Annotated in this window: 35 protein-coding genes and 1 tRNA gene; 14 read left to right on the top strand and 22 right to left on the bottom strand. The window is 56.7% G+C overall.

The features are described 5' to 3' along the window. Nucleotides 1-31 precede the first annotated feature (31 nt). Both WCX19_RS05990 and WCX19_RS05995 read right to left on the bottom strand, forming a co-directional pair. Entirely contained in the window at nucleotides 32-1,195 is a 1,164-nt protein-coding gene (locus WCX19_RS05990; protein WP_373006145.1) for a GTP-binding protein, read from the bottom strand. Then, nucleotides 1,192-1,899 carry an RAD55 family ATPase gene (locus WCX19_RS05995; protein ID WP_373006147.1) on the bottom strand — a complete coding sequence of 236 codons (708 nt, stop codon included), beginning with the start codon at nucleotides 1,897-1,899 and terminating at the stop codon, nucleotides 1,192-1,194. Before WCX19_RS05995 ends, WCX19_RS05990 begins: the two co-directional genes overlap by 4 nt. A gap of 147 nt (nucleotides 1,900-2,046) precedes the next feature. On the opposite strand from WCX19_RS05995, the gene WCX19_RS06000 reads away from it, so the two are divergent. After that, nucleotides 2,047-2,688 carry an undecaprenyl diphosphate synthase family protein gene (locus WCX19_RS06000; RefSeq protein WP_373006149.1) on the top strand — a complete coding sequence of 214 codons (642 nt, stop codon included), beginning with the start codon at nucleotides 2,047-2,049 and terminating at the stop codon, nucleotides 2,686-2,688. Nucleotides 2,689-2,691: 3 nt separating this feature from the next. On the opposite strand, the gene WCX19_RS06005 is transcribed toward WCX19_RS06000, so the two are convergent. The 3 genes from WCX19_RS06005 to WCX19_RS06015 form a co-directional block, all read right to left on the bottom strand. Then, nucleotides 2,692-3,360 (bottom strand): primase-like DNA-binding domain-containing protein, encoded by a 669-nt coding sequence (locus WCX19_RS06005; protein ID WP_373006151.1) that lies wholly within the window; start codon nucleotides 3,358-3,360, stop codon nucleotides 2,692-2,694. Between the two features lie 79 nt (nucleotides 3,361-3,439). Then, the gene (gene uppS, locus WCX19_RS06010) at nucleotides 3,440-4,207 is read right to left on the bottom strand and encodes a polyprenyl diphosphate synthase (RefSeq protein WP_373006153.1); all 768 of its coding nucleotides are present in this window, start codon (nucleotides 4,205-4,207) and stop codon (nucleotides 3,440-3,442) included. Further along, a complete protein-coding gene (locus WCX19_RS06015) occupies nucleotides 4,204-5,235 on the bottom strand; it encodes a radical SAM protein (protein ID WP_373006155.1) in 1,032 nt (343 codons plus the stop codon). Before WCX19_RS06015 ends, uppS begins: the two co-directional genes overlap by 4 nt. Before the next feature lie 163 nt (nucleotides 5,236-5,398). On the opposite strand from WCX19_RS06015, the gene WCX19_RS06020 reads away from it, so the two are divergent. Next, nucleotides 5,399-6,184, top strand: coding sequence for a hypothetical protein (locus WCX19_RS06020; protein ID WP_373006157.1), 786 nt, complete (start codon nucleotides 5,399-5,401; stop codon nucleotides 6,182-6,184). A 598-nt stretch (nucleotides 6,185-6,782) separates the two neighbouring features. After that, nucleotides 6,783-7,217, top strand: coding sequence for a hypothetical protein (locus WCX19_RS06025; protein WP_373006159.1), 435 nt, complete (start codon nucleotides 6,783-6,785; stop codon nucleotides 7,215-7,217). 311 nt (nucleotides 7,218-7,528) lie between these two features. Here WCX19_RS06025 and WCX19_RS06030 read toward each other — a convergent pair whose 3' ends face one another. Next, nucleotides 7,529-7,720 carry a hypothetical protein gene (locus WCX19_RS06030; RefSeq protein ID WP_373006161.1) on the bottom strand — a complete coding sequence of 64 codons (192 nt, stop codon included), beginning with the start codon at nucleotides 7,718-7,720 and terminating at the stop codon, nucleotides 7,529-7,531. Between the two features lie 46 nt (nucleotides 7,721-7,766). Between WCX19_RS06030 and WCX19_RS06035 the strand changes: the two genes are divergently transcribed. The 5 genes from WCX19_RS06035 to WCX19_RS06055 are packed head-to-tail and all read left to right on the top strand — an operon-like array spanning nucleotide 7,767 to nucleotide 9,165. Continuing rightward, nucleotides 7,767-8,228 (top strand): hypothetical protein, encoded by a 462-nt coding sequence (locus WCX19_RS06035; RefSeq protein ID WP_373006163.1) that lies wholly within the window; start codon nucleotides 7,767-7,769, stop codon nucleotides 8,226-8,228. Beyond that, entirely contained in the window at nucleotides 8,206-8,406 is a 201-nt protein-coding gene (locus tag WCX19_RS06040) for a hypothetical protein (RefSeq protein ID WP_373006165.1), read from the top strand. The genes WCX19_RS06035 and WCX19_RS06040 overlap by 23 nt, the downstream gene beginning before the upstream one ends. Nucleotides 8,407-8,464: 58 nt before the next feature. Beyond that, entirely contained in the window at nucleotides 8,465-8,608 is a 144-nt protein-coding gene (locus WCX19_RS06045) for a type II toxin-antitoxin system HicB family antitoxin (protein ID WP_373006167.1), read from the top strand. Between the two features lie 12 nt (nucleotides 8,609-8,620). Then, nucleotides 8,621-8,962, top strand: coding sequence for a nucleotidyltransferase domain-containing protein (locus WCX19_RS06050; RefSeq protein WP_373006169.1), 342 nt, complete (start codon nucleotides 8,621-8,623; stop codon nucleotides 8,960-8,962). 35 nt (nucleotides 8,963-8,997) lie between these two features. Further along, nucleotides 8,998-9,165 carry a hypothetical protein gene (locus tag WCX19_RS06055; RefSeq protein ID WP_373006171.1) on the top strand — a complete coding sequence of 56 codons (168 nt, stop codon included), beginning with the start codon at nucleotides 8,998-9,000 and terminating at the stop codon, nucleotides 9,163-9,165. Between the two features lie 193 nt (nucleotides 9,166-9,358). Here WCX19_RS06055 and WCX19_RS06060 read toward each other — a convergent pair whose 3' ends face one another. Beyond that, nucleotides 9,359-10,048 (bottom strand): recombinase RecB, encoded by a 690-nt coding sequence (locus tag WCX19_RS06060; RefSeq protein ID WP_373006173.1) that lies wholly within the window; start codon nucleotides 10,046-10,048, stop codon nucleotides 9,359-9,361. 105 nt (nucleotides 10,049-10,153) lie between these two features. Here WCX19_RS06060 and WCX19_RS06065 point away from each other — a divergent pair, with 105 nt between their 5' ends. After that, nucleotides 10,154-10,450: a DUF3467 domain-containing protein gene (locus WCX19_RS06065; protein ID WP_373006175.1), complete on the top strand. Its 297-nt coding sequence runs from the start codon at nucleotides 10,154-10,156 to the stop codon at nucleotides 10,448-10,450. 59 nt (nucleotides 10,451-10,509) lie between these two features. Further along, nucleotides 10,510-10,581: transfer RNA gene (locus tag WCX19_RS06070), tRNA-Thr, on the top strand. A 131-nt stretch (nucleotides 10,582-10,712) separates the two neighbouring features. Here WCX19_RS06070 and WCX19_RS06075 read toward each other — a convergent pair. The 13 genes from WCX19_RS06075 to WCX19_RS06135 all read right to left on the bottom strand — a co-directional run bounded on the left by WCX19_RS06075 (nucleotide 10,713) and on the right by WCX19_RS06135 (nucleotide 22,499). Continuing rightward, a complete protein-coding gene (locus WCX19_RS06075; protein ID WP_373006177.1) occupies nucleotides 10,713-11,573 on the bottom strand; it encodes a pirin family protein in 861 nt (286 codons plus the stop codon). A 110-nt stretch (nucleotides 11,574-11,683) separates the two neighbouring features. Further along, nucleotides 11,684-12,109 carry a Rieske (2Fe-2S) protein gene (locus tag WCX19_RS06080; RefSeq protein WP_373006179.1) on the bottom strand — a complete coding sequence of 142 codons (426 nt, stop codon included), beginning with the start codon at nucleotides 12,107-12,109 and terminating at the stop codon, nucleotides 11,684-11,686. 36 nt (nucleotides 12,110-12,145) lie between these two features. Next, nucleotides 12,146-12,847, bottom strand: a complete 702-nt coding sequence (locus WCX19_RS06085; protein WP_373006181.1) for a CDGSH iron-sulfur domain-containing protein — start codon at nucleotides 12,845-12,847, stop codon at nucleotides 12,146-12,148. 119 nt (nucleotides 12,848-12,966) lie between these two features. Further along, entirely contained in the window at nucleotides 12,967-13,401 is a 435-nt protein-coding gene (locus tag WCX19_RS06090; protein WP_373006183.1) for an ester cyclase, read from the bottom strand. A 203-nt stretch (nucleotides 13,402-13,604) separates the two neighbouring features. Beyond that, nucleotides 13,605-14,222, bottom strand: coding sequence for an isochorismatase family protein (locus WCX19_RS06095; RefSeq protein WP_373006185.1), 618 nt, complete (start codon nucleotides 14,220-14,222; stop codon nucleotides 13,605-13,607). A gap of 73 nt (nucleotides 14,223-14,295) precedes the next feature. Beyond that, a complete protein-coding gene (locus WCX19_RS06100) occupies nucleotides 14,296-14,781 on the bottom strand; it encodes a hypothetical protein (protein ID WP_373006187.1) in 486 nt (161 codons plus the stop codon). A gap of 33 nt (nucleotides 14,782-14,814) precedes the next feature. Next, complete coding sequence (locus tag WCX19_RS06105) at nucleotides 14,815-15,195, bottom strand: DNA polymerase ligase N-terminal domain-containing protein (protein WP_373006189.1); 381 nt, start codon at nucleotides 15,193-15,195, stop codon at nucleotides 14,815-14,817. Then, nucleotides 15,192-15,830, bottom strand: a complete 639-nt coding sequence (gene thiE / locus WCX19_RS06110; protein WP_373006191.1) for a thiamine phosphate synthase — start codon at nucleotides 15,828-15,830, stop codon at nucleotides 15,192-15,194. Before thiE ends, WCX19_RS06105 begins: the two co-directional genes overlap by 4 nt. A gap of 10 nt (nucleotides 15,831-15,840) precedes the next feature. After that, the gene (thiM, locus tag WCX19_RS06115; protein ID WP_373006193.1) at nucleotides 15,841-16,641 is read right to left on the bottom strand and encodes a hydroxyethylthiazole kinase; all 801 of its coding nucleotides are present in this window, start codon (nucleotides 16,639-16,641) and stop codon (nucleotides 15,841-15,843) included. A 129-nt stretch (nucleotides 16,642-16,770) separates the two neighbouring features. After that, the gene (locus WCX19_RS06120) at nucleotides 16,771-19,413 is read right to left on the bottom strand and encodes an aminotransferase class V-fold PLP-dependent enzyme (RefSeq protein ID WP_373006195.1); all 2,643 of its coding nucleotides are present in this window, start codon (nucleotides 19,411-19,413) and stop codon (nucleotides 16,771-16,773) included. Nucleotides 19,414-19,483: 70 nt separating this feature from the next. Continuing rightward, nucleotides 19,484-21,460: a M3 family metallopeptidase gene (locus tag WCX19_RS06125; RefSeq protein WP_373006197.1), complete on the bottom strand. Its 1,977-nt coding sequence runs from the start codon at nucleotides 21,458-21,460 to the stop codon at nucleotides 19,484-19,486. Nucleotides 21,461-21,547: 87 nt separating this feature from the next. Then, the gene (locus WCX19_RS06130; RefSeq protein ID WP_373006199.1) at nucleotides 21,548-21,799 is read right to left on the bottom strand and encodes a hypothetical protein; all 252 of its coding nucleotides are present in this window, start codon (nucleotides 21,797-21,799) and stop codon (nucleotides 21,548-21,550) included. Between the two features lie 85 nt (nucleotides 21,800-21,884). Further along, nucleotides 21,885-22,499 carry an FmdE family protein gene (locus WCX19_RS06135; RefSeq protein WP_373006250.1) on the bottom strand — a complete coding sequence of 205 codons (615 nt, stop codon included), beginning with the start codon at nucleotides 22,497-22,499 and terminating at the stop codon, nucleotides 21,885-21,887. Nucleotides 22,500-22,644: 145 nt separating this feature from the next. Between WCX19_RS06135 and WCX19_RS06140 the strand changes: the two genes are divergently transcribed. Further along, complete coding sequence (locus tag WCX19_RS06140) at nucleotides 22,645-23,049, top strand: pyridoxamine 5'-phosphate oxidase family protein (protein WP_373006201.1); 405 nt, start codon at nucleotides 22,645-22,647, stop codon at nucleotides 23,047-23,049. A gap of 32 nt (nucleotides 23,050-23,081) precedes the next feature. Here the strand turns inward: WCX19_RS06140 and WCX19_RS06145 are convergent, their stop codons facing one another. Beyond that, a complete protein-coding gene (locus tag WCX19_RS06145) occupies nucleotides 23,082-23,387 on the bottom strand; it encodes a carboxymuconolactone decarboxylase family protein (RefSeq protein WP_373006203.1) in 306 nt (101 codons plus the stop codon). Between the two features lie 141 nt (nucleotides 23,388-23,528). On the opposite strand from WCX19_RS06145, the gene WCX19_RS06150 reads away from it, so the two are divergent. Next, nucleotides 23,529-24,302, top strand: coding sequence for a 4Fe-4S double cluster binding domain-containing protein (locus tag WCX19_RS06150; RefSeq protein WP_373006205.1), 774 nt, complete (start codon nucleotides 23,529-23,531; stop codon nucleotides 24,300-24,302). Here the strand turns inward: WCX19_RS06150 and WCX19_RS06155 are convergent. After that, nucleotides 24,299-24,700: an MTH865 family protein gene (locus tag WCX19_RS06155; RefSeq protein WP_373006207.1), complete on the bottom strand. Its 402-nt coding sequence runs from the start codon at nucleotides 24,698-24,700 to the stop codon at nucleotides 24,299-24,301. The two genes, WCX19_RS06150 and WCX19_RS06155, sit on opposite strands and share 4 nt — an antisense overlap. A gap of 137 nt (nucleotides 24,701-24,837) precedes the next feature. Here WCX19_RS06155 and WCX19_RS06160 point away from each other — a divergent pair, with 137 nt between their 5' ends. After that, a complete protein-coding gene (locus WCX19_RS06160; protein ID WP_373006209.1) occupies nucleotides 24,838-25,614 on the top strand; it encodes an ArsR family transcriptional regulator in 777 nt (258 codons plus the stop codon). A gap of 179 nt (nucleotides 25,615-25,793) precedes the next feature. Next, nucleotides 25,794-26,507: a hypothetical protein gene (locus WCX19_RS06165; RefSeq protein ID WP_373006211.1), complete on the top strand. Its 714-nt coding sequence runs from the start codon at nucleotides 25,794-25,796 to the stop codon at nucleotides 26,505-26,507. The last annotated feature ends 61 nt before the right edge of the window (nucleotides 26,508-26,568 follow it).

Genomic DNA, 26,568 nt, shown 5'->3' on the forward strand with positions numbered 1-26,568 from the left:
GCCGTTTTTACCGGGGTATCCCTCGCACATATCAGTAGATAAACCGGGTAATCGAATCCACCAGCGATTCAAGGACATCCCGCACATCGTCTTTCTGCAGTGCAGAGATCAAAAACACCGGAATATTCGTATCGATGCCGAGTCCTTTCCTGATCTCCTCTTCGCTCATGAGCCCCGGCAAGTCTTTTTTGTTTGCTGCAACGATCATCGGTACATGCATTTTTGTGATTGTGGTAAAGAGATGCCGGGCACGTGGGAGCTGCTCAGGTTTTGTTGCATCCACCAGTAAAACAACGCCCATCGCATTATGCAGTATCATCGGGAGCATCGGGTCAAACCGGGGCTGGCCGGGGGTACCATAGAGCGTGATGTCAAAGTCCTGCCAGTGCAGCCAACCAAAGTCCATGGCGACAGTCGTAACGTCACCTTCAAGACCCGTGCGATCGACCGACATCCCCAGTTCCGTAGCGTTTGCCACGAACCGGGACTTGCCGGATTCAGGAGGACCGGTCACCACGATCTTGGGAATGTAGGGAACAATATGACCATTCTTGACGAGGAATGGTACCGAACGGCGCAATTGGGTCGACCACGAGGTATACACGATGGTAAAGTAGTTGAAGTGCGGCAGGGGCCTAAACGAGGACTTGATCGCAAGGATAAGGTCAAACGACTTCCTGATGGCAAACGACTCAAGGAGGGAATCTCCTTCGAGATTCAGATGTTCGATAATGATGGTGGCTCCTTGCGGACAGCAGTTCCGCGAGAGCAGGGAAAGTCCATTATCCAGGCCGAAATCCTCGTAGATAATGTCGAAATAGCCGAAAATGACCTTGACATTGTTTTCGGTGCAGAGTTTTTTGATCCGCGCCTGCCATTCCAGTTCTGCAGCGCCACCTTTGCCGGCGCGCCGCTGTATCCGTTCGCGATCGACGCTGTCCAGGAAGGCGATCTTATTTTCCTTTACGTCAAGGGGTTTTCCCCGAAGATGCACAAAGTCGTTCAGAAACGCATCGACTGTCGTGTGAGGAATAATCACGAGACAGGATTGTCCCTTTTGGAGCGCTTCATACAGTGTCGAGATCATGAAGAGCTGCCCGTTAACCCCGGGTTCAAGGCTGTAGAGTACCCGGCTGCCCTCCGGTATCCCCCCACCCAGCATATCATCGATCCCATACATCCCGGTTGAAATCATAATGCCAGAACCACCTGCCCTTTATTTACCGTAAACTTGTGCCAGTCCGCGTTTACGTCACGGATACCCATTACCCGGAAATAGTTGTCCGACCGTTCCACCTTGACCTCGATCACAATGGTCATGAGCTGCTTGATGAGGGAAAGCGTCTTTTCATCAAACGCTTCGTTGTTAAGGATGTAGATACCAAACCCCTCCATCTTCTTGAGTTTTGCGGTCATCACGTGGAGGAACTGGTACAGTACCTCCAGTTTGCGGTACATGAGCATGGTCGAAACCGAATCAATACAGAACCGGATCGGGGGCGGGAAAAGTCCGGACGCGTCCCCGGAGAACGTCCCATCGAAGATCGTCTCGACCATGTGAGAGAACTTGATCCCGATCCCGGTGAGATCGGTCGGGTTCGTGACAAACATTAACCGTTCGGTATCGGTAACCGACGGGGTCGAACTTTTGGTGATCGCATCGATAACGCCGATAAAATGCTTGTCAGAGCCGGCGGCTCTGAACTGGTCGATCACTTCCGAGGCGCGCTCGTTTGTTGAAAGCATAATAGCATACTCTCCGGGTAGGGGTTTTGTCAGGGCATATGCAAGCTGTTCCGCATAACTGAGGGACGGTGCCAGGATGAGGAGGTTGGTTCCCGCATCAAACCCCCCGGTTGCCTGATCAATCTGGGGGATCCCGGACTTGTAAGAGTACATCTGTTATCTGATCATATCACGAGAAGACGTATAAGTGCTTCTGCCGGCAGGACGGAGCCGCAAAAAGAAAACCTCGTGACACGAACCCTCCGACGGGAGGGAGAGAGGTAAATCATCTTAACCTTCGCTGCCAAAAGATTAGGACAGATGTTTTACTGGATCTATGAACGGATGCTTCTCTCGCAGATACAGGTCCTGCCCCGCCATATCTGTTTCATGATCAGCGGTGCCGACCTCGCCGCGGCACCCGAAAAGTGCGTGCAGGTCACGGGCTGGTGCTCTGAGTTAAACACGCTCATTGCCCGGCAGGACCTCCCGGCAGACGCAAAAAACCAGTCAGCGATCCAGGGCCTCACCTTCCACATCAACCAGCTCTCCCCGGAAGAGCTGGCACGTTTCCTCCCCGAGATAAAAAAGATCTCGTCGATTGCCCGGCTTGTCCTCCACTACGGCACGACCGAGGAGGTCTCGGGCACCGGTCTTGAGGTCGTCGTCGCGATAGGAAAGAGCGGGCGGGAAGAGATTACGGAATGCATCCGCAGGCTCGCGGAGAACGGGATCCAGCCATCAGAGATCGATGAGAAAACGCTTGAATCCTGCCTGACATTCCGGTACGACCCGGACATCGTGGTGAAAACCGGCGGCGACCACCTGACCGATTTTCTGATCTGGCAGTCGGTCTACTCGGAGCTCTTCTTCTCCGATGTCAACTGGAAATACTTCCGGCGCGTGGACTTTCTGCGGGTGCTGCGCGATTACCAGTCCCGGATACGCAGGTTCGGGAAATAAAAACTATTTTAGCCGGATACTGATCCAGCTCGGGACGCCGCCCACGGTCCGTTCCGCGAGGGCGTACTTGTTCTTGAGGGCGACGGTAAACGCCCTCCGGTCGGGGATCGTGGTATAATCGTGATCCCGGCACCAGCGTTCGAACCGCTGGTAGAGGTCGTCCTTTGCGATGATCGCATCGGGGCTCTCCTCGGTCTCCCGTACGACAAGGGTGCTGACGAACCTCTTTATTGCGTCCTCTTTCTTGCCTTTCTTTCCGGGCTTTGGCGCAGCCCTGACAGGCACTGCCACCGGTCCGGGAGTCACAGGGCGGGGCAGGGCCGGTTCCTGCGGGAGAACCGGCGGTTTTGCTACCACCGGGGCCTTCCTCTCCTTTTTCTCTTTCATGACCTTTCCCGGCACCGTGGGATCTTCGGCATTGATGACCGGCGGTGCTGCCGGGGAGTTGGTTGCCCGTGTCGGGGCTGCGTCCGGGGCGATGATCACCCGGGGGCTTTCCTTTAAATCGGTCTTTATAGGGGGCTGGTATTCGATCCCGAGATGCTTTGCAAGCGTCCTGTTGCATGCATCGCTGATGTCCAGATGCTCCTGCTCTGCGGCAGAAAAAAGATCGGATCTGATCAGGACTGTGGTCTGCCGCCACCCGGTTCCCGCTGACTTTCCCGCACCCATACGATCACTCGTATTCCATCTGGTATCTTCCGGGAAATATAGTACGCGAATTGGATTTTTTGGGGAGGTGTGAGCAGTGTTAGTGCGCTTTTGCAGTCAGCCGCTGGTCGTAGATCCTGATCGCCCGCAAAAGGTCGATCTTCCGGAAGAGGGGCCAGTACGGGGCGCAGAAATAGACGGCGGATTCATGGCCGGTGGCAAGCCAGGGTAAAAAGTTGGAGGTGCGGTACTCGTTCCCGGTCCGGATGATGAGATCGACCGGGGGGATGCCCTTTCCCTCGTGGAGGTGGGATTCGACCATCTGCACATCGATTGCCGAAGGTGAGATCCTGCCCTCGCGGACATCCGATACGATCTCCCGGGCGGCAAGCACGATCTCGTTTCTTCCGCCGTAGGCGAGCGCAACGTTGAGGGTAAAGCCGTCGTAATCCTTCGTCGCCTCTTCTGCGGCTTCAACGGCGATCCGCAGGTCGTCGGGAAGGAGCGACCGGTCACCGACCATCTGGATGCGGATCCTGTACCGCTGCACTCTCTCGTCGGAGATGGTGCAGAGGAATTTCTCCTTGAAGAGCCGGAAGAGCTCACGGATCTCGTCTTCAGTCCGGTTGAAATTTTCCGTAGAGAACGAGTAGATGGTGATGTACCGGATCCCGAGATCGTGGGCCCAGTCGAGCATCTCCTCGGTCTTGTCTGCCCCGGCCCGGTGCCCACCCGCAGTGTCGATGCCCATCTCTTTTGCAAACCGCCGGTTGCCGTCCTGGATGATCGCGACATGCGCGGGGATCTCTGTGCACTGCATCCGCAGGTACCGCTCGTAGAGAGGTTCGAGAAGCGAGCGGAAGTTCACAGCGGCGTCACCTCGACGACCATGCCCCCGTCAGGGTACCGCTCGACGACCGACTTCTTCCCGGGGATCTTGTCCTTGAACTCTTCGAGCAGCCACCAGGCGGTCTCGACCCGGTCGCCGCAGTCGGCAAACTCGTCCTCTGCAAGGTATTTCCTGCATCTGGCGACGACCTCGTCCCGGGTGCCCGGGTGGAGGTCGAGCACGCCGTACACGATCGTCCCGTCATCGGTCACTTCATCGAATGGCCGGGCGGTGTTCTCCGCGATGCGCTTCAAGCGCTCCCGGAGTTGCACCGAATCCTTGAACGACGAGGCGCACCAGTGGACTTTTGTGTGCTTTACGAGGTCTGCCGCCCATTCTCGTGCGCCGTCGACTGCGTTGTGCACGCCGTCTGCCGGTTCGTAGCCCCGCTCCCGCATGTCGTCGGCGTTCGTCTCTCCCCATTCAAGTTCGTTGATGTTGAGGAAATCGAGGTAGGGAAGGGCCGGGATGAGCAGGTCGAGCCCCGGGAGGGCCGGGACTTCGATGCCGATGTCAAAGCCCATTTCCTTTGCCATTTTTGCGGAGGCGATGAAATCCGTATCGAGGATATGGTCCCAGCACTCGCGGGGCGGGTGGAGCCGGATCTCGTCCACAAGCCTTTTGAGTTTTTCCAGGTCTGCCTTTGCCGGGGCCTGCGCTGTATAGAGGTGGATCTGGTGCTCCGGCCCGAAATGATCCTTGAGCGCCTTGCAATACTGCGCGACCCGGTCGAGACAGAGGAGCGGTTCGCCACCGGTAACACCGGTCCCGAGCGCGCTCATGCGCTCAGCGATCTCGACCGCCTGCTCCGGGCTCTCGATCCGGTGCTCGTTTGCGAAGATCACGTCATTTCCCTTGCGCTCTTCCGAGAGCGGGCAGTACCAGCAGGCACGCCGGCAGCGTCCCGTAATAAAGAGCACCATCTTTGCGCCCTGGTAGCAGAGCACGCAGCCTTTTGCGAGGTTTTTGGGCAATTCCTGCCCGGAGGGGGAACGTGGAGCGGTCATCAGAAGTATGGGTAGTACGTTGGTGCCGGGGATTCAAAACTCTTCTTGATAATTCCTGTTCCGGCAAGGTCCGTTGGCGAAAGCCGGGGGATAGATCCACCTCTTAATCGTCAGCTGCGCATCAGATAAACAGGATTTTATTATATTCCCCGAAATGCTGATCATGACTCCCCCGGCCAGCCGCGAACACGTTCTTGTCATCAGCCCGGGAACCGACCTCCCCGCCATCCTTGCATCGGCCCTCACGGAGCCGGGGGCTGTCACGCACACCGTCGTTATTGCCGAAGGGCCGCTTGTCACCGACCGGACCGGCGAGACAACGCAGGAGCGGGCCGCAAAGGTGGCCGTCCGGGCCGGAATTACACGGGCGCACGACCTTGCGCTCTCGCTTGGGATTCCGGCCGAGCACCGGACGCTCGATCCTGTGACCATCGATACCGTGTGCACTGCGATCATGGGTATTGCCGCGCAGCACCCGGGCGCCCGGTTCTCGTTTGTCCTGTCCGGGGGCACGGCACCGCTTGCGCTCGGCCTCTTCCGGATGGCGGCGTGGCTTGACGGAGACGTGTATTTTGCGTCGCGGAAGGCCGTCCTCCAGAAACTGACAGTACCGAAGATGCCGGCCAGCGCCCTTGCAGCGAACCCGAACTACGAGGCGATCCTGACGCTGCTGCACAAGAAGCCGGCGGTGCCGGGCGTGATCTCGGGGGTCCCCCGGGACGAGCTGTTCCGGGCGATGGCAGATATGTATGTCCCGGTCCGGACGCTAGCGGGCCGGGTGGCCCGTCCGCAGCTGACCCGGGGCAACTTTGGCCAGTTCCTTGCCACACTCGTACGCTGGGGTCTGATCGCAGAAAATGAGATGCCGGGCCGGGAAGCGATCCGGTTGTACGCGATCACACCCGATGGCGAGTTCGCGTTTGCGCTCTATTTTTCACACACTCTCTGACGTGAAGGCGTCTGTAACGTTACAGACGGTCTGTAACTTTACAGCCGGTCTGTAGGGTTAAGTACTCTGGCCGGGCAAGCCGGGCCGGGATTTTTTGGAAAACCAAAGAAGCAAAATAAGAATTTAAATTTAACAAATTTTTCCGCAACGTGATATCAAATCATATAAATCAATAAAAATTAATTACCTTATATGGCAAAAAATCCGGTTCCAAAAACACCAGTACCAAGTACGACACCACCAAAAACAAAAGTGCCAGATACAACTCCACGTAGAACACCTAATCCAGATACTCGCTTGAAGAAAAGATAATGAATTTGCTTAAAGAAATGTATCGGGAATGCAAAAAGAGTCAATGATGGTGGGATTAAACTATGATTGAATGTCCAAGATGTCACACCCTTAATCCAGATGACGATGATACTAATTATTGTAGAAAATGCAATGAACCACTTCGGAAAAGTGATAGAGGTAAAAGACCAAGCACAGGACTTTGTGATGGGATAAAGGTTCCAAGGTCTGGCGGATTTTAACTTCTATCTTTAAAATGCTTTGATTAACTAGACACAATAGATTTCTTTATAGGACCAAGGTAGTTATGGGAAATTACAAGAAATGTTTGGCAATAGCGTTAGTTATTGCAGCGATAATCGCCATAATTACAATGTATTATACAAAAAATCAAGAATATTCCGTCCTAATGTTTTTTGGAATATCTATTGCAATTATGATTTATTTTTTCTCTAATAGTTGTTCACAATGTGGAAATTTAGCTGCAATCATTTTTAATAATACAGAATTGGTCGATACAAATGAGAGAGAATCGCATTTTATCAAGCAGAAGGCAGTGGGAAAATCGGTACGAAGAGATTATGACGGTAATGTAATAGATGAAACCACACATTATAGAGATGTAAATTACGTTAAAACTACTACAATTGACACATATGAAGACATATTTGTATGCAAATATTGTGGGGCGATGTCTAAAAAACGATATAAAAAACGATCATATAAATCTCGTCGTGAATGACTTTTTACAACACTCGATTTTTTTGACAAATTACAAAAAAAAGATAACGGAAGGGGGACAGTGCCTGTCCCCCAGAACCGCCCCTGCACTTTAGCGATGATGTGCGTATTACCTTGTTGGGGATCATCGCTACATGGGGGATGCCCACGCGGCGGGGGCGGAGGCATCAAATGCCGTAGCCCCCAAGAGCGTCTAAAGTAAAAATAATAAGTTTGACAGAATCTTTTTTGAGTCAATGCCCCTCAACAGAGTGGTCCTAAAACCCCCCTCTTTCACAACAGCTCGCTCAGCCGGTGCCCCCCACTCTCCTCTCACCGCCTCTTATACCTGCACCGGTTACATGGTGCATTGAGCGGGTGGGCCGGCGCCTCGCCCCGGTGGATCGCCCGGATCTTGTGCAGGGTCGTGAGGAGCTGGCGCCGGTTCCGGGGCTGGTCGGGAGAAGAGATTGCGATTGTGGAAGAGGCAGGGAAATAATTATCCTCTCCTCCAATAAAACACACTGACAGGATACCTACATCCTTGCGTAACCTTTGACAGGGCGGAGAAATGAAAATCTACATGGATGTCTGCTGTTTGTGCAGGCCGTTTGATGACCAGTTGGTTCCAAGAATCCGGTACGAGAGCGAAGCCATAATCGCCATCCTGAACCGGTGCGAACGCGACTGGGATTTGGTCTGGAGTTTTGCAATCACCTATGAAATCGCAAAGATACTTGATTATCAGAAGAAGCACTACGTCACATCATTTGCAGCAAAAACAAAGATCACGGTCTCTGTCGACGAGAACCTAAAAGAGAGGGCAGCGTTTTTTATGGGCTGGGGGATAAAAGCACTTGACGCCCTGCATGTTGCCTGCGCTGAACGGGCGGGAGCAACGGTCCTTCTCACAACGGATGATACGTTGAAAAACATTATGAGCCACCACAGCGATACAATTTCCATACGAATTGTGAATCCGGCGCAGTGGTACGAGGAGGTGACGGGAAATGAAAGTGAAGACATTGCATGAAATCCATGACGAAGGAATGAATGCGCTCTTAAAAACACTCGGACCCGTCGACCTGATCCGGTTCATCCAGATGTTTGATCACGGAAAAGGCGATTACACAAAAGAGCGCAAGCAATGGCTCAGTAACGATCTTGATGAAATCTGTAAAGAGATCCAGCAGATGCAGAAACAGGCGTGAACCTGATTCTTCTCTCCAATAGTCGGATTCATCTATAGGGAAGTCCCGGGGAGCAGGCATGGACTTCAAAATCGCGATTGAGCAGGACGAGGAGGGCTGGTACATCGTCACCGTACCGGCACTCTCGGGGCTTGCATCTCTCAGGGAAAGACCGGGGCAGAGGCGAAGAAGAACATTGCCGAAGCCATCGAACTGCATGTAAGCGCGCTCACTTATGGTTGATGCAAAAGTCCTCGAAACGGTAAATTTTTTTGGCACACAACTCCGGAATAACGGAGTCCGCATCAACAACCTTATCCTGTTCGGTTCATCGAGCACGGGCACCGCAACTACGGGAAGTGATATCGATATCGCAATAATCTCCGAGGATTTTAAAAACCGGGATATTTTTGATCGGGCACTTCTCACAAAAGATGCGGAGATGCATACCGTGAAAAAATTCAAAGTGCCACTTGACGTCATCACGTTAACCCCGGAAGAATACCTGGATCAAAAATCCCTGATTGCAGGCACGATCAGGAAAGGGATTACACTTCCAACGGTATCTTTGGCATGAAAATGAAAACCCTTCAAGAAATTCATACAATAGGCATGGCCGCACTCTTGACAGCCCTCGGCCCTGATGATACGATCCGGTTCCTCCGGATCTATGAAACACGCAGCGGTGACTGGACAAAAGACCGGGAAAAGATCCTTGAAGATGATCCGGACAAAATTATCAAAAGCATTATGGCGCGAAGAAAAAACGTCCCGCCATGAACATACCTCCTGTTTTTCTCTGGTAAGTACAGTTTGTTCCCCGCCCCTTCCGCTCCATCAACTTCGCCGACCCCGCAGACAAAGCCCGGCACGATAAGATGTATTCTCTCTCGCCACCCAGATGCCGGGCATCCGGAAACTGATCGCACATTCTCGTAAAAATCCACGCAAGAAAAGAGAGTAATTAAAAAACTCACAACAGCTCGCTCAGCCGGTGCCCCCCGCTATCCTCGCACCGCTCCTTATATTTGCACCGGTTACAGGGAGCATTCAACGGGTGGACAGGCGCCTCGCCCCGGTGGATCGCCCGGATCTTGTGCAGGGTCGTGAGGAGCTGGCGCCGGTCCCGGGGCTGGACGGTATGGTACCGCGAGATCCCGTCCGGGATATACTCCACGTTTCCGCCCACCACCTCTTTACCCGTCATCTCCTCAAGGCAGAACGCAATGCCTGCGATCCGGAGCCGGTCTGCCACGTAGGTGCCAAAGGGCATCGCGCCTGCCGCCCGCATGATCGAGAACGTCCCGTCCGCTGCCACCCGGTCGATCATGCCGGCGATGCCGTGCTTCTTTGAGACCACGGTTACATCGGTCTGGGCCGCCGGCTTCCATGCAGACTTTTTGCAGGACGCGATGCAGATGTCCAGAAATTCCCTGAGCGCCGGGTCGGTTTTCGGGCGAACGACGAGCACCTCGTCCCAGATCGCATCTGCCTCAAGGAGCTGGCCGAGATGGTACGACAGCTGTTTGCAGATCGCATACCGGTCCGACTCAAAAATGGGCTCGTTCTTCTCGTAGTAAAACCGGACCGGGCAGGCCTGCACCCGCACCAGCTCCGAGATCGTGACATGCCCGTCCTCGCCCGCCAGAATAATTCCTCTCATCTAATCGAGGAAAACCAGCCACATAAACTTTTGGGAATGTTCCTGGCAGGGGTGCGCGAGGCCTTGTGACCAACTATTCATACCAGAAACGGTAAACAAATCAGTATGACAGGACAGGAAATATCCGTCAATATCCCCCCGACGCTTGACCCCGTCTACAGCAACATGATCCAGATCGCGTACAAGGACGACGAGTTCACCTTCATGTTCCTCCACCAGCTCCCGCAGGTCAATCAGGCGCGGGCAAAGGCCATCGTCTCCATCACGCCGGCGCACGCAAAGAACCTGCTTGGCGTCCTCCAGAAAACCATCACGGACTACGAAGGGAAGTTCGGCACGATCTCCCCGGCAAAGGAAGCGCACCCCGCCGAGAGCGTAACGACGCTTCGCGGGTACTCTTAAAACCCCATTATCCAAACACAGATTTTATTAGCGTACGGGTTGATATTGTGAGGCAGTGCGCCGCCGTGGCTTAGCGGTATAGCGGCTGATTCGTAATCAGCAGGTCGAGGGTTCAAGTCCCTCCGGCGGCTTACAGAGGAGGGGTTAAAGTCCCTCAACGCACTTTTGGATTTTTTTATGCGCAGGGAGCGATCTTTTTTATCGGTGTATCGGGGCCATGCAGTTCCGGATCCGGACATGCGTGCCGGCCGGATGGCAGCGCTTACGCGGGGTGCCGGATAAACGTGCCCCGTTCGTACTCGTCGAATGCCTGTTGCAGTTCTTCCTGTGTGTTCATGACAATGGGACCGCCCCATGCAATGGGTTCGCGAAGGGGTTTTCCCGAGAAGAACAGGAACCGCACGCCACTTTTGCCTGCACGGATGTCAACTGCATCCCCGTTCTCGCCAAATAACACGATCGTACCGTTTTCCCATTCCTCGTCCTGATGCGGATCAAACCTGCCACTGCCGCCGATGACATAGACGGCAGCCATGTACCCGGGTTTTACCGGGTGGGAAAACTGCGCGTCCGGTCCGAGGGTGATGTCGAGGTACTCGGGTTCGGCCATGATATCGCGGACCGGGCCGGAAACACCGTCGACCGTCCCGCAGATGACTTTGACACTCGCACCGCCCGGCAGGGCGACCGTGGGGATCTCACCGGCCTTAATTTCCTGGTACCGGGGTTCCATCATCTTGTGCTTTCGGGGCAGGTTCACCCAGAGCTGGAAACCCCCCATCCGCCCGTTCACCGGCTTTGGCATCTCCTGGTGGATGATGCCGGAACCTGCCGTCATCCACTGGACGCACCCGGCATCGACATTGCCGCTGTGGCCCATGCTGTCGCCATGCTCAACGGTTCCCTCAAGCATATAGGTCACCGTCTCGATCCCCCGGTGCGGGTGCCAGGGAAAACCGGCAATGTAATCCTCCGGCCGGTCGGCCCGGAAGTCGTCGAGCATCAGGAACGGGTCAAAGGCCGGAATCTCGCTGTAGCCAAACGCCCGGCGGAGCCTGACCCCGGCTCCCTCCAGGGTCCCCCGGGAAACAGAGGTTTTTACAATAGTTCTTGCCCGGTGCATATGGTGAGGCAATAGGAAGAAAGGGGAAATAAAGGTACGGGATGTACCAACCGGAAGACCGGTCCTGACACCCGGTGCCGGGCACGGAGTTCGATTCGTGCACCGTTCTCTTACGGTGTGCCTTTGGGGTCGACCAGGATATCACTGCCCTCTTTTTTCACCGGGTAGACGGGCATATTATATGTCTTTATCAGGCGCTGCTCGTCGGCGATTCCCTCAAACATCTGCCCCTCCTTTTCTTTCACCTTGTCGGGACAGCCGGTAAACATTTCCTTAATCCCGTCGAGTTCCAGGACAGGCCCGGACATCAGTTTCCCGGTGGTCAGATCGAACTGCGAGGCATGCATAGGGCAGGTCACGATAGTTCCCATCAGGGAACCCCGGGAGAGCCGGGCGTTCTCGTGACCGCACCGGTCCCCGATGGCATAGAATGTCCCGTTGACATTTACGACGCAGATCTCGGTCTCCCCGATCTCGACATGTTTCATAGCGCCGGCAGGTATCTCACCTGCTTTTGCAACCTTAACAAAACTCATGGTTCTTTTCACTCCCCTCGGATCCTTCCTCTTTTGTCAGTGCTGTACGTGGCTCCCGTCGCAGAACGGCTTATTCTCTGATTTCCCGCACCGGCAGAGCGTGAGCCGGTTCCGGATATGGTACGGTTTCCCGTCGGCAGATACCACCGGGATGCCGCCCCGCACCCAGAGCGGCCCGTGCTCCCCGCGCGGGGGGTACTCGATAATGACAATGGATTTTTCGAGATCAGGCTCGATGACCTTTCCGGTCTCCCGGTCCTTCATGACCAGCCGACCGGACGGGCAGTTGCAGGCCTCCTCAATGGCAATCTCCCGGGCCTCCGGGTTGTCCGACTGCTCGGTGAGGCCCCAGATCCCGCCTGCCCGCATACAGAACCGGGCATGGACGCAGAGGTTCTCGTAATCGTGCAGTTCCAGCTCCGGGCCCCGGATGATCCTCGGGTGCCGGAGCCAGGGTTCGTTTCCCGCGGTCTCGGTACCATCAAAGCCGATCTTCGCATGCATCCCGGTACAGAACGGTTTGTTCTCTGAATGGCCGCACCGGCAGAGGGCGTAGGTCTCCTCTACGGGAAACCTCTTTACCTCACGCCAGGTCCGGCAGTAGCCTTCGTCATCGTTGCAGATCTCCATCTGGATAAGCGGGACGCCGCCGGTCACGATATAGGGACCGTTCTTTGTGACGGTGATCTTCATGGCGTCGCTTTCCTGTTCTCTGGATTTTTTATCAGTCTCTGTCATGGTATGCTACTGTTCCCTGTACTTGTCCAAATCCTGCCAAAAAACGCCGGGACATGCCCGGGGACCAAGCCCTGTAAGGAGACCCCCGGTCACTCCCTGCACTCTTCCCGGTGAGATATTCACATCAGGCCGATCTGCTGCATCAAGGAGATCTTGTCGTAGAAGAGTTTCTCCTCGACGATCTCCCCCTTCTTCCAGTGCGCGACCGTGCAGAAGTCGACCCTGAATTTCTTCCCGTTGGGAGGTATCACTTTTCCGTCAGGTGTGGTCATCGGGCCCTTAAACGTTCCCGTGAAATCGGCGACAGAGCACGTATAGTCTCCCTCACCGAAGAAGATCTTGTACGGCCGGTTCCCGACCTTGTTATCCGGGAAGATCTTAAAGAAGGCGATCGCCTCATCCTTGTGGGATGGCCGGCTGTGGGTCGGTTTTTCCTGGCCGGGCCAGAAGACATCGACATCCTTTGCATGGCGTTTCTCGAATGTCGCCCAGTCCTGGGAGTTCCAGGCATCGTCCAGCGTCTGCATGAGACGCATATTTTCTTCGACTGACATGGTTCTTCACCTTTTTACGATCGTGAATTGCCATGGGGGCTCTTAATGGTTGTGAAACAGACACCTGGGGAGACGGTATAGTACAATCGTGGAATTACCACTGACCGTATAGAAGAACACAGGGCCCGGGTTTTCACGCCGCAGATCCTATAAAAAAAGGCACAGGCCGGGATACCCGCTGCCCCCCGCTTCTCTTCGTGGGATTACTGTCTCCCAAGACCTATCATGTACCCGTACCGGGAATATACCTCTTTTACCAGTTCACCGGCCTTCGGGTTGGTCCAGGCATGCATCCACTCCGAGACCAGCGATTCGACCGTTATAGGGACGACCCCGGCCTGGAGCATCCGTTCTATCCCGTACCGGTGGGCGTCGGGCGTGGAATCCCCGCCAGCGTCCATCAGGCCGTACACCTCGTACCCCTCTCTGATGCCGTGCAGGGCTGTATAGGCAAAACACATGCTGGTCCACAGGCCGGAAACCACAAGCTTCTTTTTGCCGGTCTTTTTAAAGGCGTTCAAGGTCTTTTCATCCTCAAACGCATCGAAACTGGGTACGGCACGGGCATACACTTCCTGGCCCGGGAAAAGGTCTGCGATCTCGGCCAGGAAATTCCCGTTGCCTGCCGGGTTGATCGCCGAGAGCACGACCGGGACATCGAGGATTTGGGCGGCCTTTGCCGCACAGTAGGCTGCGTTCCGGATAATTGTCTTGTCCCCCGATGCAACGCCCGCAAACATCGTAGGCTGGTAATCCACAAGGACGAGTGCGCTGTTCTTGTCGGTCAGCAACTCAAGTCTTCCGTCTTTTGTGCCTGGCATTCCAATTCTCCCCCATTAGTATACCAGTGAATCCCTCCCCCGGCCTAAATAGGTATTGACCACGGCAAACCAGTTACTCGATCACCGCGGTGTCATTTTTTGTATCCCAGTCGATGACCCTCTCCGCATGACCAAGCGTGGCGCCGGTTGCCCTGTCAATAAGGTCGAGCGTGATATGGACCGGGGGCCGCCCGCTGCTCACGTTCTCCCCGACATAGGTCCAGTATACCTTTGTCCCGTTCCCGCTCGTAAAAGTATTACCCTGCTCGCTGACGGTGTAGTCCGGGGCGCTCCAGCGAACGAAGTGGCCGTAGTCGGTCTTCCAGACATACATCGGGTTGTCCGGGGGGAGCGTGCCGTTGATCTGCGGGGTGAGCCCGATCCCCACGGTCGAGGACATGAGCACGGTATAACGTGCAATGTCCGGCTGGATGGAAAGGCTGACGGGTGATCCCGCAGACGGGGTCCCGGTGGGGGCAGGGGCAGTCGTACTGCAGCCTGCCCCGAAAATAAAAAGGACCGCAAGGAAGAGTGCAGGGAAGGCGAAGAGGATCTTCATGCACTCATCGTCGGCGCCCCGGGATAAAATGTTTCAGGCGTCTTTCCCTTTGAGGACGAGCCAGTTTTTCTCCCCGGCTTTTTTGAACCGGAGGAGCACGTACTTCCCCGAAAACCGCCTGCCGTGCAGTACCACCTCGATCCGCTCGTCCGTCCATTCGAGCGTCTCGTACGTGCCCGCATCTGCTATTTTCACTTCTCCCGCGCCATACTGTCCTTCCGGGATCGTTCCCTCAAAGTTACCGTAGGAAAGGGGATGATCCTCGACCGCGATGGCAAGCCTGCGTTCGCCGGGGGTCTCCGGCAGCCCTTTTGGCACCGCCCAGCTCGCGAGTACGCCGTTCCGTTCCAGCCGGAAATCGAAATGGTGGTGCCGGGCGAAATGTTCGTGGAGCACGAAGGTATCGCCCGTCATTTACGGCGCTCCCGTTTTGCCAAGGAAATCCGGTCTTTGAGATCCCGGGCGGCAGCGGTAATATCCGGCTGCCCGACCACTGCCGAGATCACGGCGACGCCGTCCGCACCCGCCCCTATTACTGCGCCCACGTTCTCCCTGCTGATGCCCCCGATAGCGATCACCGGGATCGAGACCGCTGCCCGGATCTCCCGGAGTGCCATAAGGCCGTAACCGGGGCCGGCATTGTCTTTGGAGGCGGTGGAAAAGAGGGGGCTCATGGCCATGTAATCCGCCCCGGCCTCTTCGGCTGCGACCGCCTCCGCGACCGTCCCGACCGAAATACCGATGATAAAGGACCGGGGCGCGATCTGCCGGGCAGTGTCCACCCGCAGGTCGCCCTGCCCGAGATGCACCCCGTCCGCCCCACAGGCAAGTGCAACGTCCAGCCGGTCGTTCACGATAAAGAGCGTCCCGGTCTTTCGGGTGATCTCGCAGATTACCCGGCCGGTTTGGCACAATTCCTTCATGCTGCAACACTTGTCCCGGAGCTGGATTGCATCGGCACCTCCGGCACAGGCAAGCTTCGCGATCTCCGCGTGGGAACGTCCCCTCCCGAGCGTCTCATCGGTGACAACGTAGAGGTCGAGTGCCATAGGATTCAGGTCACGCTGATTTTACCCGGGCCCCGACCCTGAGATCGGCGGGGGTGAGCGCTGCCATCTCGTCAAAGAGCGCCGGTTTGAACGAGCCGGGTCCCTGTGCCCGTGCCGCTGCCCGCTCCCCGGCAAGCCCGAACGCCGCAAGGGCGGTTGCCGCTGCCGTCACCGTATCCTTCTCAACCGCTGCGCAGACCCCGGTGACAGAGGAGGCCATGCAGCCGGTTCCTGATATTGCGCCCATCAACGGGTGGCCGTTCTCGACAAAGAGCACCCGTTTTCCGTCGCTCACGATATCCGTCGCCCCGCTGGCGACAACGGTGATGCCGGTTGATTCCGCAAAGTCCCGGGTGATACTCACAATGTCGCCGGCAACACCGGCCGAATCCACGCCCCGCACTTTCGCGTCGGCACCGGCGAGCACCCCGATCTCCCCGGCATTTCCCTTAATAATGGCAATCTCCAGTTCGTCGAGCAGGCGCCGAGTGCTCTCGGTCCGGAGCCGGGTTGCACCTGCCCCGACCGGGTCAAGGATGACCGGGATCTTACGGTCGTTTGCCGCTTTCCCGGCGATGATCATACTTTCAATGATCCCCGGGTTGAGCGTCCCGATGTTGAGGACAAGCGCCCCGGCAAATCCTGCCATCTCCCCGGCCTCCTCACGGGCATCCGCCATCACCGGCGCACCGCCGGCACAGATGGTGATATTGGCGCAGTCGTTGACGGTCACGTAGTTGGTGAGGTGGTGGACAAGGGGGTGCTGCTCCCGTGCCCGCATAAAGACGTCGGAAAAGATCTGGGTGTCCATACCGTTTCACTGGCTCCCGCACAGTGCTCCCCGTGCGAAACTGTACACGAGTATGGGATGAGGGGCGTAATAAACCGTAGCAGAGCGGCAATAACGCCGGAGAAAAAAAGAGATTTTTCCTGCCCGCATTCAGCGGGTGAGTTCTTCGAGGGTTGCGACCAGCATGTCGCACTCCTGCCGGGTGTTGTAGAGCGCAAGGCTCGCCCGCACGGTCCCGTCGGGAATCCCGAGACTCTCAACGAGCGGCTGGCAGCAGTGGTGGCCGGACCGGACCATGATATCTGCCACCTCATCGAGCTGCTGGGCCACCTCGTGGGGGTGGAAACCGTCGACCGTAAAGGAGACGACCCCGATCCGGTTCTCGGGTTTCTGCGGGGCGTATACGTGAATTTTTGGATTCCCGGAGAGGCCGGCGATGAGCCGGCTCGTAAGATCGGTCTCATAGGTATGGATCTTCTCCATCCCGATTGCCTGGAGATAGTCCACCGCAGCGCCAAGGCCGATACCTCCCGCGATATTGGGCGTCCCCGCCTCATACCGCTGGTAGCCCTGCGCGAACGTGCAGCCGTCGCTTGTCACCGCCTCGACCATCCCTCCGCCAAGCATGGACGGTTCGATCGTGGGCTCCTTCATCCAGAGCACCCCGGTCCCCGTAGGCCCGAGCATCTTATGGCCCGAGAAGCAGTAGAAGTCGCAGCCGAGCATTTCCACGTTCACCGGCAGGTGCGGGACGGCCTGCGCCCCGTCCACGAGGAGGAGCAAACCGTGATCGTGGCAGATCTTCGCGATCTCCGGTATCGGGGTCACGACACCGAGCACGTTTGAGGCCTGAGTGACGGCTACGAGCCGGGTGCTATCCGTGATCGCCCGTTCCAGTGCGGCAAGGTCGAGCGTGTAATCCGGCAGAATGCCAATAATATCGGTGGCAACTCCCTGCCGGGAGAGATTTCTCCAGGGGAGCAGGTTCGAATGGTGTTCGAGGATGGTCGTGATAACCCGGTCGCCGGGCTTCCAGCTCATGCCCTGCGCGACCAGGTTCACCGATTCAGTGGTGTTCTTCGTAAAGACCGTGACACCGTTTTTGCCGCCGATGAACTCCGCGACCTTCTCGTGGGCGTGCCAGTACCGCTGGCTCGCGATACTGGTGAGCCGGTGGACGCCCCGGCCCACGTTCGCCCGGTACCGGTGCTCGAACTCGACCTGTGCCGCGATCACGGGTTCAGGAGAGAAACTCGTCGCTGCATTGTCGAGGTAAATAATATCGCCGAGGATGGGGAAATCCCTGCGGATCGCCTCCACATTGTATCCCCCGGTCTCCTGTGCTGCCATATCCGGTTCCATGGTTCTCTCTTTTGCTATTTCAACCGTTTCTTCCCGTCCTGCCGGCGGTTCTGCCTGCAGGGTATAATCGTCCAGTACCGGGATGCCCCGGTCCCGGCAGAGTTCCCGCATCTTGGGCGGCAGCGCCTTCCAGCGCCAGAGCCCCCATTCGTGGAACGCAGCGGGCAGGCCCCGTTTCTTTGCGTATTCCACGAGAACGGCATCCCAGCGCCGGGCATACTCCGGGTGCATCACCTTGAGATCCTCATACTCGCTTTCGAGCATGGACGGGCAGACATAGCACCCGATCCTCTCGATCCCCTTCTCGTAGAGAGGGTTCATATCGGCCTTCTGCCACCAGAGGTAGAGGAAGACTTCGAGCGCCCGCCAGTTTCGGATCGGGGAGATATTGAGCTGGAGCGGGTTGGCCGGGTTCTGGCTGGTCTCTTCAAGGGAAGCACGGTTCCACGACTCGTACCACCGGTTGCCCTGCACCGTGACACAGGCACCGATCTCCGCGAGATGGAGCTTGAGCGGCCGCAGTTTGAGGAGTTTGCAGCACCACCGGTTGTCCTTCCCCGGGGGCCCGGCCTTCTCGACCGCCTGCCAGAAGTCCCCGGCCTTCTCGATCACGGGAACGCCCTGCGATTTCACAAATGCGATGGTCTCGGGAAACTCGATACCGGTATCGAGGAAGAACGCTTCCGTCACCCCGGCTTTCCTCGCAAGCGTGAGCACCGCCGTGCTGTCCTTGCCGCCCGAGAACGAGACATTGCACTTCGGCCGGTCGTGGATGTGCTGTTTGATCATCCGGACCGATGACCGTTCGAGATTTTTAAGATGGTACCGGTTCTGCTCCACGACCTGTTCCCAGCCCGGGTTTTTCCCGGTGCGGAGATCGACCGGCATGAGTTCCTTGACCCGGACCTGCCCGTCTTTTACCACCCCGGTCCCATACCGGTTTTTGAATTTCACGATTGCAGTTCCGTCGAGCTGGGGCTCTTTGAGCCGGAACTTTTTACCGCCCATCCGCCCGGGCCCGCCGGGGGTATCGATACCGGTTTCGAGGTCGACAATTCCCTTGGTCACATGCTTGAGGATATAGGGCAGCGCCTCGGGAGCGATATCGAGCGAGAATTTCCGGCTCACAGGGTCGAAGGTGAGCCAGCCGAACCGGTGCCCGTGGGCGATCACGAGATCGGCCCGGTCCACCCCGCCGGTCTTGTTGAGGAGGAGAACGGACTGGATCGGGACATTGCCGAACCGTTCGCGGACGAGGTTTTTAATGAGTGTCATATCCGCAGAGAGCGCCGGGCGTACGTCGTAGGGCTGGAGGAGTTCGATCTCCCGCCCGTTTGCACCGCAGGAGCAGGTCCTGCCGATCAGCGGGACGTTACACTGGTCGCACCAGTAGAGGTATCTTTTTACCGGCGGCTCGTGTATCACACTCACATGATTTGAGCGCAGGGGAGATAAGAGGAACGCTTCAGGAACTCCCGTGACGACTGCCGCTGCCTGACCCTTACGGATCTAAAGGGGGCCGGATGTGCAGCCGCTCGTAGAAGACATCCATGCCCGGCTCTCTCCCGAGGAAACCTTTGAGGAGGACAGTCCCGTCCTGCATGTTCCCCTGTTCGAGGATCCAGTGACGGTATGCGGCACCGGTGGCGGCATTGAAGAGGCCGTCTTTTTTGAACCGGGCAAAGACGTTCAACGCGTACACCTCTGCCCAGAGATAACTGTAATACCCGGCATCGTACCCGCCCATGAAATGCCCGATGGTGGCCGGTTCGTGGCCCCCTTCGAGCGGCGGGATGCCCATGAGGTCAAGGTAGGTCCGGTCGGCAATAGCCGTGACATCGACCGGCCCGTCTGTGGTGTGGAACGCCATGTCCTCGGTCGAGATAACCAGCATCCGGGTATAGGTCAGGCCGGCCCCGAGGTCGCGGGCGGCGATAATCCGGTCGCGGAGCGGTGCCGGGAGTTTTTCTTTCGGGTTCGCATAATTCCCGGAGATTGCGTCAAGCACGGAGGGTTCCCAGGCCCAGTTTTCGAGCGCCTGCGAAGGGGTCTCGACAAAGTCCCATTCGACACTCGATCCGGCGAGGCTTGCATAAGGGACCCGGGTCAGGCTGCCGTGGAGCGCGTGGCCGAACTCGTGGAAGAGTCCCTCGACATCGTCGTGGGTTAAAAGCGAGGGGATATCTCCGGATGGCGACCGGAAGTTGCCGACGATGGCGGTGACCGGTACCGAATACCCGTCCGGGGTCTGCCGACCCGCGATCAGGGGTACCATCATCATGTGCCCGTACTTGCCGTCCCGGGGGAACATGTCGAAGTAGATATACGCGAGCGTCCGGTCATCCGCGGCGTTGATAACCCGGCAGAGGATCACTCCTCTGGCCCAGGTCTCTGCCCCGGCAACTTCGGCAAACCTGACCCCGAAGAGCGGGCCGAAACACTCAAACATGCCCTGCACGACCCGTTCGAACGGGAAGTACTTCCGGATCGCCTCATCGTCGAGCGCGAACTTCCGCTTCCGTTCCTGTTCGGTGAGATACGCGAGATCCCACGGCTCGACCCGGTCTGCCCCCGGTTCCAGCTCCTTTTTGAGGGTAAGCAGCGAGGCGAGATCGCACCGGATCTTCTCCTTTAAAGGCGCTTTGAGCCCATCAAGGAATGCAAGAACGGTTCCGGTGCTCTTTGCCATCCGGCCGTCGAGCCGGTAGTCCGCCCAGCTCGCGTAGCCCAGTTCCTGTGCGCACTCCCGGCGCACTTCTATGGCTTCCGTGAGGAGCCGGGTGTTTGCTTCGGCCTGCCGGTTGACAAACTCGGTGTACAGTCTCTTCCTCGTCACGGGATTCTTCGCATTCTGCATCACCGGGATGTAATCCGGGTACTTGGTGGTGACCCGGAAGAGGCCGCTTTCTGTCCGTGCAAAGGTGGCAAGTGCTTCTTTAGGGACACCGTCAAGTTCTGCCGCGGAAAAATCAAGGGAACTCGTGTCATTGTTGAGGTTTGCGGTAAACTCCACTTCGAGTTTTGTGAGCTGTTCCTTTTTGGCACGGACAACTGCGAGCCGGTCATCGGGGAGGGCAAGACCGTTCTTTTTGAACTGACGAAGAGTCTCGGCGAGGAGCCGGTACTCTTCGGGTGTGCGGGGGGCGGCTGTTTTTATCGCGTCGTAAAGGTCCCGGCGGGTAAAGACACTGACCACAAACATCCCTGCCTTCTCCTCGCATGCTGACCCCTCGGCCGCAATTGCCGGGTCGGGATACACGTATCCCATGAGCGTCAGGGGCAGGGTCGAGTCGCCAAAGTCAGCCATCGCGCTTTCAAAAGCGAGCAGCGTGGTATCGATGGATCGCTTTTCGGGTGGCAGGGCAGCAATACGGGCAAGCGATGCGGTGGCGGTACTGATGGCGGCGTCGCACAGAGCCGTAATCTCGCCGGGTCGGAACCGGGATTTTATCGGGGAGGGCAGAACAGGGGATGTCATGGTACACACCTTATGGAAAAATAACAGGTAAACCTGCCTTGTACTGGGATGCAGAAGAGTAAAAGGGATTGTTTGTGGTCGGAAATCTTACGTTCCACAGGCACCGGGCTCAGCAAGGGCAGTGCGGATCATGACCTTGACTTCATCGGGGATATTGAGCCGGTCAAGTGCCCGCAGCAGGAGAAGCCGGGCCATCTCCTGGCCGCCGGGAGTCGAGAGATAGGAATCGATCGCCTCTTTTCCCTGGGGGGATGCGAGAAACTTACGTATCGTCTCCTGCCCGTTCGGGGAAGCAAGGTAGCCTGCGACCATTCCCTGTATGCCGTCCATTGTGCCCATCTGGTGTCACCGTACGAATGAGTACTGGAACAGGGGATACGATAAATGCACCAGAAATTATCCTGACCGGGCAGGGTATAAAAAATTACCAGCCCCGGCTGTACTCGCCGGCGCAGGGCATGCAGACAATTTTCCCGTTTTTGACCCGGGCCCGGTGTTCGGCCACCATCTCGCCGCAGACGGCACACTGCACCGACCCGGAGATCCGTGCCCGTTCGGGGATCTCGGACCGTGCCTCTTTCTCGATAAAGAGTTCCTCAAACGGGATCGCGAGGATCTTTTCGATGATGGCCGCCTGCCGCTCTTCGAACTCTTTTTCCTCGGCAGGGGTCGCCTTCCCGGTCATCACCTTTTTCCGCAGGACCGCTGCCTCGGGATCGATCCGTTCCGTGAGCGGTTCGGGGCGCTGCACAAGCCGGATCGCGGTGCCGGTCTTCCGGTTGATGAATGTGTACGCGTGCTTGCCGATATCCCGCATGATCAGGTTCCCCTTCCCCACGGAACAGCCGGCAATAGCCTGCACGGCATCGACCCCGCAGGCGTCGTTCTCGACGAGGGCCACAAGGTCCTCGTCTGCTGATCGCTCTGCGTTAAGGCGTTTCATGGCATACTCTGCCGCACGGTAGCCGAGCGCAAGGCCGGGGCAGGAGTGCCCGTGGAAGGCAACTGCGTCCTCGTAGGAATGGAATGACCGGGTCATGATCTTCACGAAATCACTTGCCGGTAAGACTGTAAAACTATTTCGTCCGCGAATCCCCGGGTCATTCGGTTGTACCAGTACAGTTTTTTTAAACACTAAGGTATATACGACCCGAACGCAGAGGAAGAGATTGGTGTAATTTACTATGGTCAAATTAACCGCAGAGATGAAAGAGGCAATCCAGAAGATGAAGATCTTTCCGGTTGCGACGGCCGCAAAAGATGGCACCCCGAACGTTGTCCCGATCGGGATCGTCGAACTTGTCAGCGACGACACGATCTGGATCACGGACAATTTCATGAACAAGTCGCTTGAAAACCTCAAGGCAAACCCGAAGATCGCGACCTACATCTGGGGTCCCGAGATCAAGGGCTGCTTCCAGATCAAGGGTCATGTTACCATCAAGACAAGCGGCAAGGAGTACGACGAGATGAAGGCGAAGATCAACAAGAAGAACCCGGCGCTTCCCGCACGGTCGCTTCTTATCGTGAAGATCACCGACGTCTTCGAGTGCAAGCCCGGGGCGACTGCCGGGGCGAAACTCGTCTAACTTTTTTTCATTATCCAGCAAACAAAAAAGATCTATTTCTCAAACTGCGCTACCGCGTCCGGCAGGCAGTGGGCAACGCCCCGGATCCCCGAGACGGTGAGCGTCATGAGAATCGCATCGATCACCTCTTCCCGGGTCGCTCCTGCCGCCTTTGCCATGGGGATATGGGCTTTTACTGCCGTATCGTCACCCATCGCTGCCTTCATCGCGATGTAGATGAGCTGCTTGGTCTTCGCGTCGAGCGCCGGTCGTTTTACGACCGCCATGATCAGGTTGTTGAACGCGGCCGCAACCTCGGGGGCCTCGTCACTGAAAAGTTCCATCGTGTTTTTTGCCATAGATTCTGCCTCAGGGAAAAGGTATGGCCGGGCATCTGATATACTCTTTTTTTCAGGCGGACTATTATCCCGCGGGAGCCACCGCACACGTACCGTAAACCTCACATCATGAGGGGTGCAACATCAGGAACGGGAATCTGCATGGGTCTGGACGGGGAACTCAAATCCTGTGCACTCGGACGCGGGGCGGACTACTTTGGGGTGGCGGACCTTGTATCCGCACGGGACTTTATTCGTGCACAGGGCGGCGACCGGGTGGCACAGTACCCCCGGGCGGTATCGATCGGCATCGCACTCCAGGATTCGCTCGTGGATCTCCTGCCCGAACGGGAGGAGTACGCGGCGGCGATGCTGTACCGGCATAACGGATATGATGTCGTGAACGAAGCGCTCGACCAGATCGCGCTTGCCGTGGCAAATACCCTCCAGCGGGCAGGGTACCGGGCGCTCCCCTCACCGGCCTCAAAACGGGCAAGCGACGAGAAGATCGCCGGCGTTATTTCGAATAAGCTCCCTGCCCATCTCGCCGGCCTCGGCTGGATCGGCAAGAGCTGCCTCCTTGTCACCCCCGATCACGGCCCCCGGGTCCGGTGGGTAACAGTGCTTACCGACGCCCCGCTCGCGCCGACCGGCACGCCCATGGAAGAGCGGTGCGGGATCTGCACGCAGTGCACCGATGCCTGCCCGGCACAGGCGATCTCCGGTCGGGAGTTCCACGAAGACGAGCCACGGGAGGCCCGGTTCGATGCCGCTGCCTGCGACCGGTACTTCAGGGAGATAGAAAAATCAACGGGTATTCCTGTCTGCGGGATGTGCCTGTATATCTGCCCGTACGGCAGGAAAACCCGGGTGCCGGATGAGCCCGGGCACAAGGGACCTGCGAAAAAAGAGAGAAGTAGTGGTAAGCGGGGTTAGAGCCCTGCCCGTTCCACGATCACATCGGCCACAGTCTTTGCGCTTTTGAACGGGAAGTCGGAGGCCTTGAGGAGTTTTCCCGCCTCTCCTGCGGTCATTTTAAGATCTCCCACGCAGCAGGTGGTGTCCGCACCGTCAGGAAATGCTTCAAGAAGTGCCTTTGGTGTCTTTACCGGGAATTTTGCCCCGTGAAGTGCCCCTTCGATCTGCGCGTGAATCTGTTCCTTTACTGAAGGCGTGCCTTCCTGTACCATTGCTGCGACGTCCCCGGCCGCCTTTGCAATCGAGCAGTCGCTGTTGTGCGTGTCGCACCCGAAGCAGGCACTCTTGATGGTCTTAAGAGACTTTTCGGCCTGTTCTTTTGTAACCGTTTTACCGGTTGGTTTCCATACTGGCATTTTTTTTCACCACATACCCATCATGGTGTTTAAAATATATACTTGAGCGTTACTAAAATATACAAACAGAGGAAGGTCATCCATGTGACCTTCAGATTTCACATCAAGGCAAGCCGTAAGAAACAGGGATGAGATGTATGGGTGCAGTACTGGGATCCATTACAGAGATCAGGGAATTAAAAACCGAGATCACCGGGCTCCGAACCGATCTCAGGCGGTTCATCGAACGGGCGAACCAGCAACACGTCGATGTCGTGCTTGATGAGTTGAAGAAGAACTATTCCGGCCTGTTTGCCGACCACCAGGTCGATCGTGCAAAAACAGACCTGACCGACCATATGGTCAAAGACTGTGCGATGCGGGACCGTTGTTTTACGGTTTTCATGGAATTCCTGAAAAACACCTCAGAGCATATCCGCGACGGGTCGGTTTCGGCAGAGATGATCGCTTCGTACCGGGAGGAGATGAAGAACCTGCGAAAAAAAGGCCCATCTCCTCGCTGCGATACCTGTTTTACCGAAGTGTACCGGCTCTTTGAGAAACAGGTCGACCTGATGCAGTCCCTTGGAATCTATGCGAAGAACGAGGATTCCCCGGATTCTTCCGGTAATATACCGGAAGAGCGGGCGGTAAAAGAGATCCTCGAACCGGTGGCAAATGTCCAGCGTATGCAGATCCTCCAGTCCCTTTCCACGCAGACACGGACGTTCTCTGACCTCTCGGCGCTGACCGGTCTGCGGGGGGGAAACCTCCTCTTCCATGTGAAAAAACTTGCCGATACCGGCATGATCCTCCAGCGACACGAACGGGGGGACTACATTATCACGGAAAAAGGGTTTTCAACGCTCCGGGCGGTGTCTGAACTGTACCACGCGATCAACCCGGCACAGGATACTGTGACACCGACAGAATAACCCGATTTTGATTTCATTTTTAGACATGCAGCGTGGTCACCGGTGAAATCCCCGGCGGGAAGGATCCGGTACAGCCGCAGAACACCGGCACACGAACGTTTATATTACAAAATGTAAAATAAACTGTACAAGATGTCGACATTAAGTGCCACATCTCAATTCCATCACGGAGATTGATTATGAAAACAATTACTACAATGGCAGGGAACCTCGGGGTGCTCCTGCTCGTCTTTGCTGTTCTCGGCCTCGGTATCAGCACGGTCAGTGCGGCAACAGGCACGTCGTCATCGGGTAACATGACCTCCCTGCACGGCCAGGGTTCGGGGCATCATTTCGCCCGGAACAGCACCTTCCAGCACCCCCTGCAGGGAACCAACATCACACCGTTCCACAGCCGGGGAGCAAACGTGAACGCTTCAGCGGCTGCGTTCAGGAACACCACCCATGAGAAGAACGGCCAGGGTTTTGCGGTAAATGCAACGTTGCATCAGGCCCGCCTCCAGTCGTTTATCGCCGAGCTCCAGAAACAGGGGGTTGACGTGAGCACGGTGCAGACTGCGCTCCAGAACAACGATACGGCAGCAGTCAAAGCCTGGGTTACATCGTACAAGGAAGCGTACCAAGGGCAATTTGGCAACACCACCCATGAGCAGAAAAGCCAGGGTTTTGCGGTAAATGCAACGATGCAGCAGGCTCACCTCCAGTCGTTTATCACCCGGCTCCAGAAACAGGGGGTTGACGTGAGTACGGCGCAGACCGCACTCAAGAACAATGATACGGCAGCGGTAAATTCCTGGCTCAAATCATACTTCGAGACTCATAAGGATGCCCTGACCAATTCCACCCGGCAACAGGGGCACCCCCGGAATACCACCGTATCCCGTTCAGTGTAAACCGATCAAATCACCCGTCTCATACTTTTTTAGCCGGTGACCCCCATCACCGGTCTTTGTT

The sequence above is a fragment of the Methanoregula sp. genome (assembly GCF_041663825.1).
Lineage (GTDB): Archaea > Halobacteriota > Methanomicrobia > Methanomicrobiales > Methanospirillaceae > Methanoregula.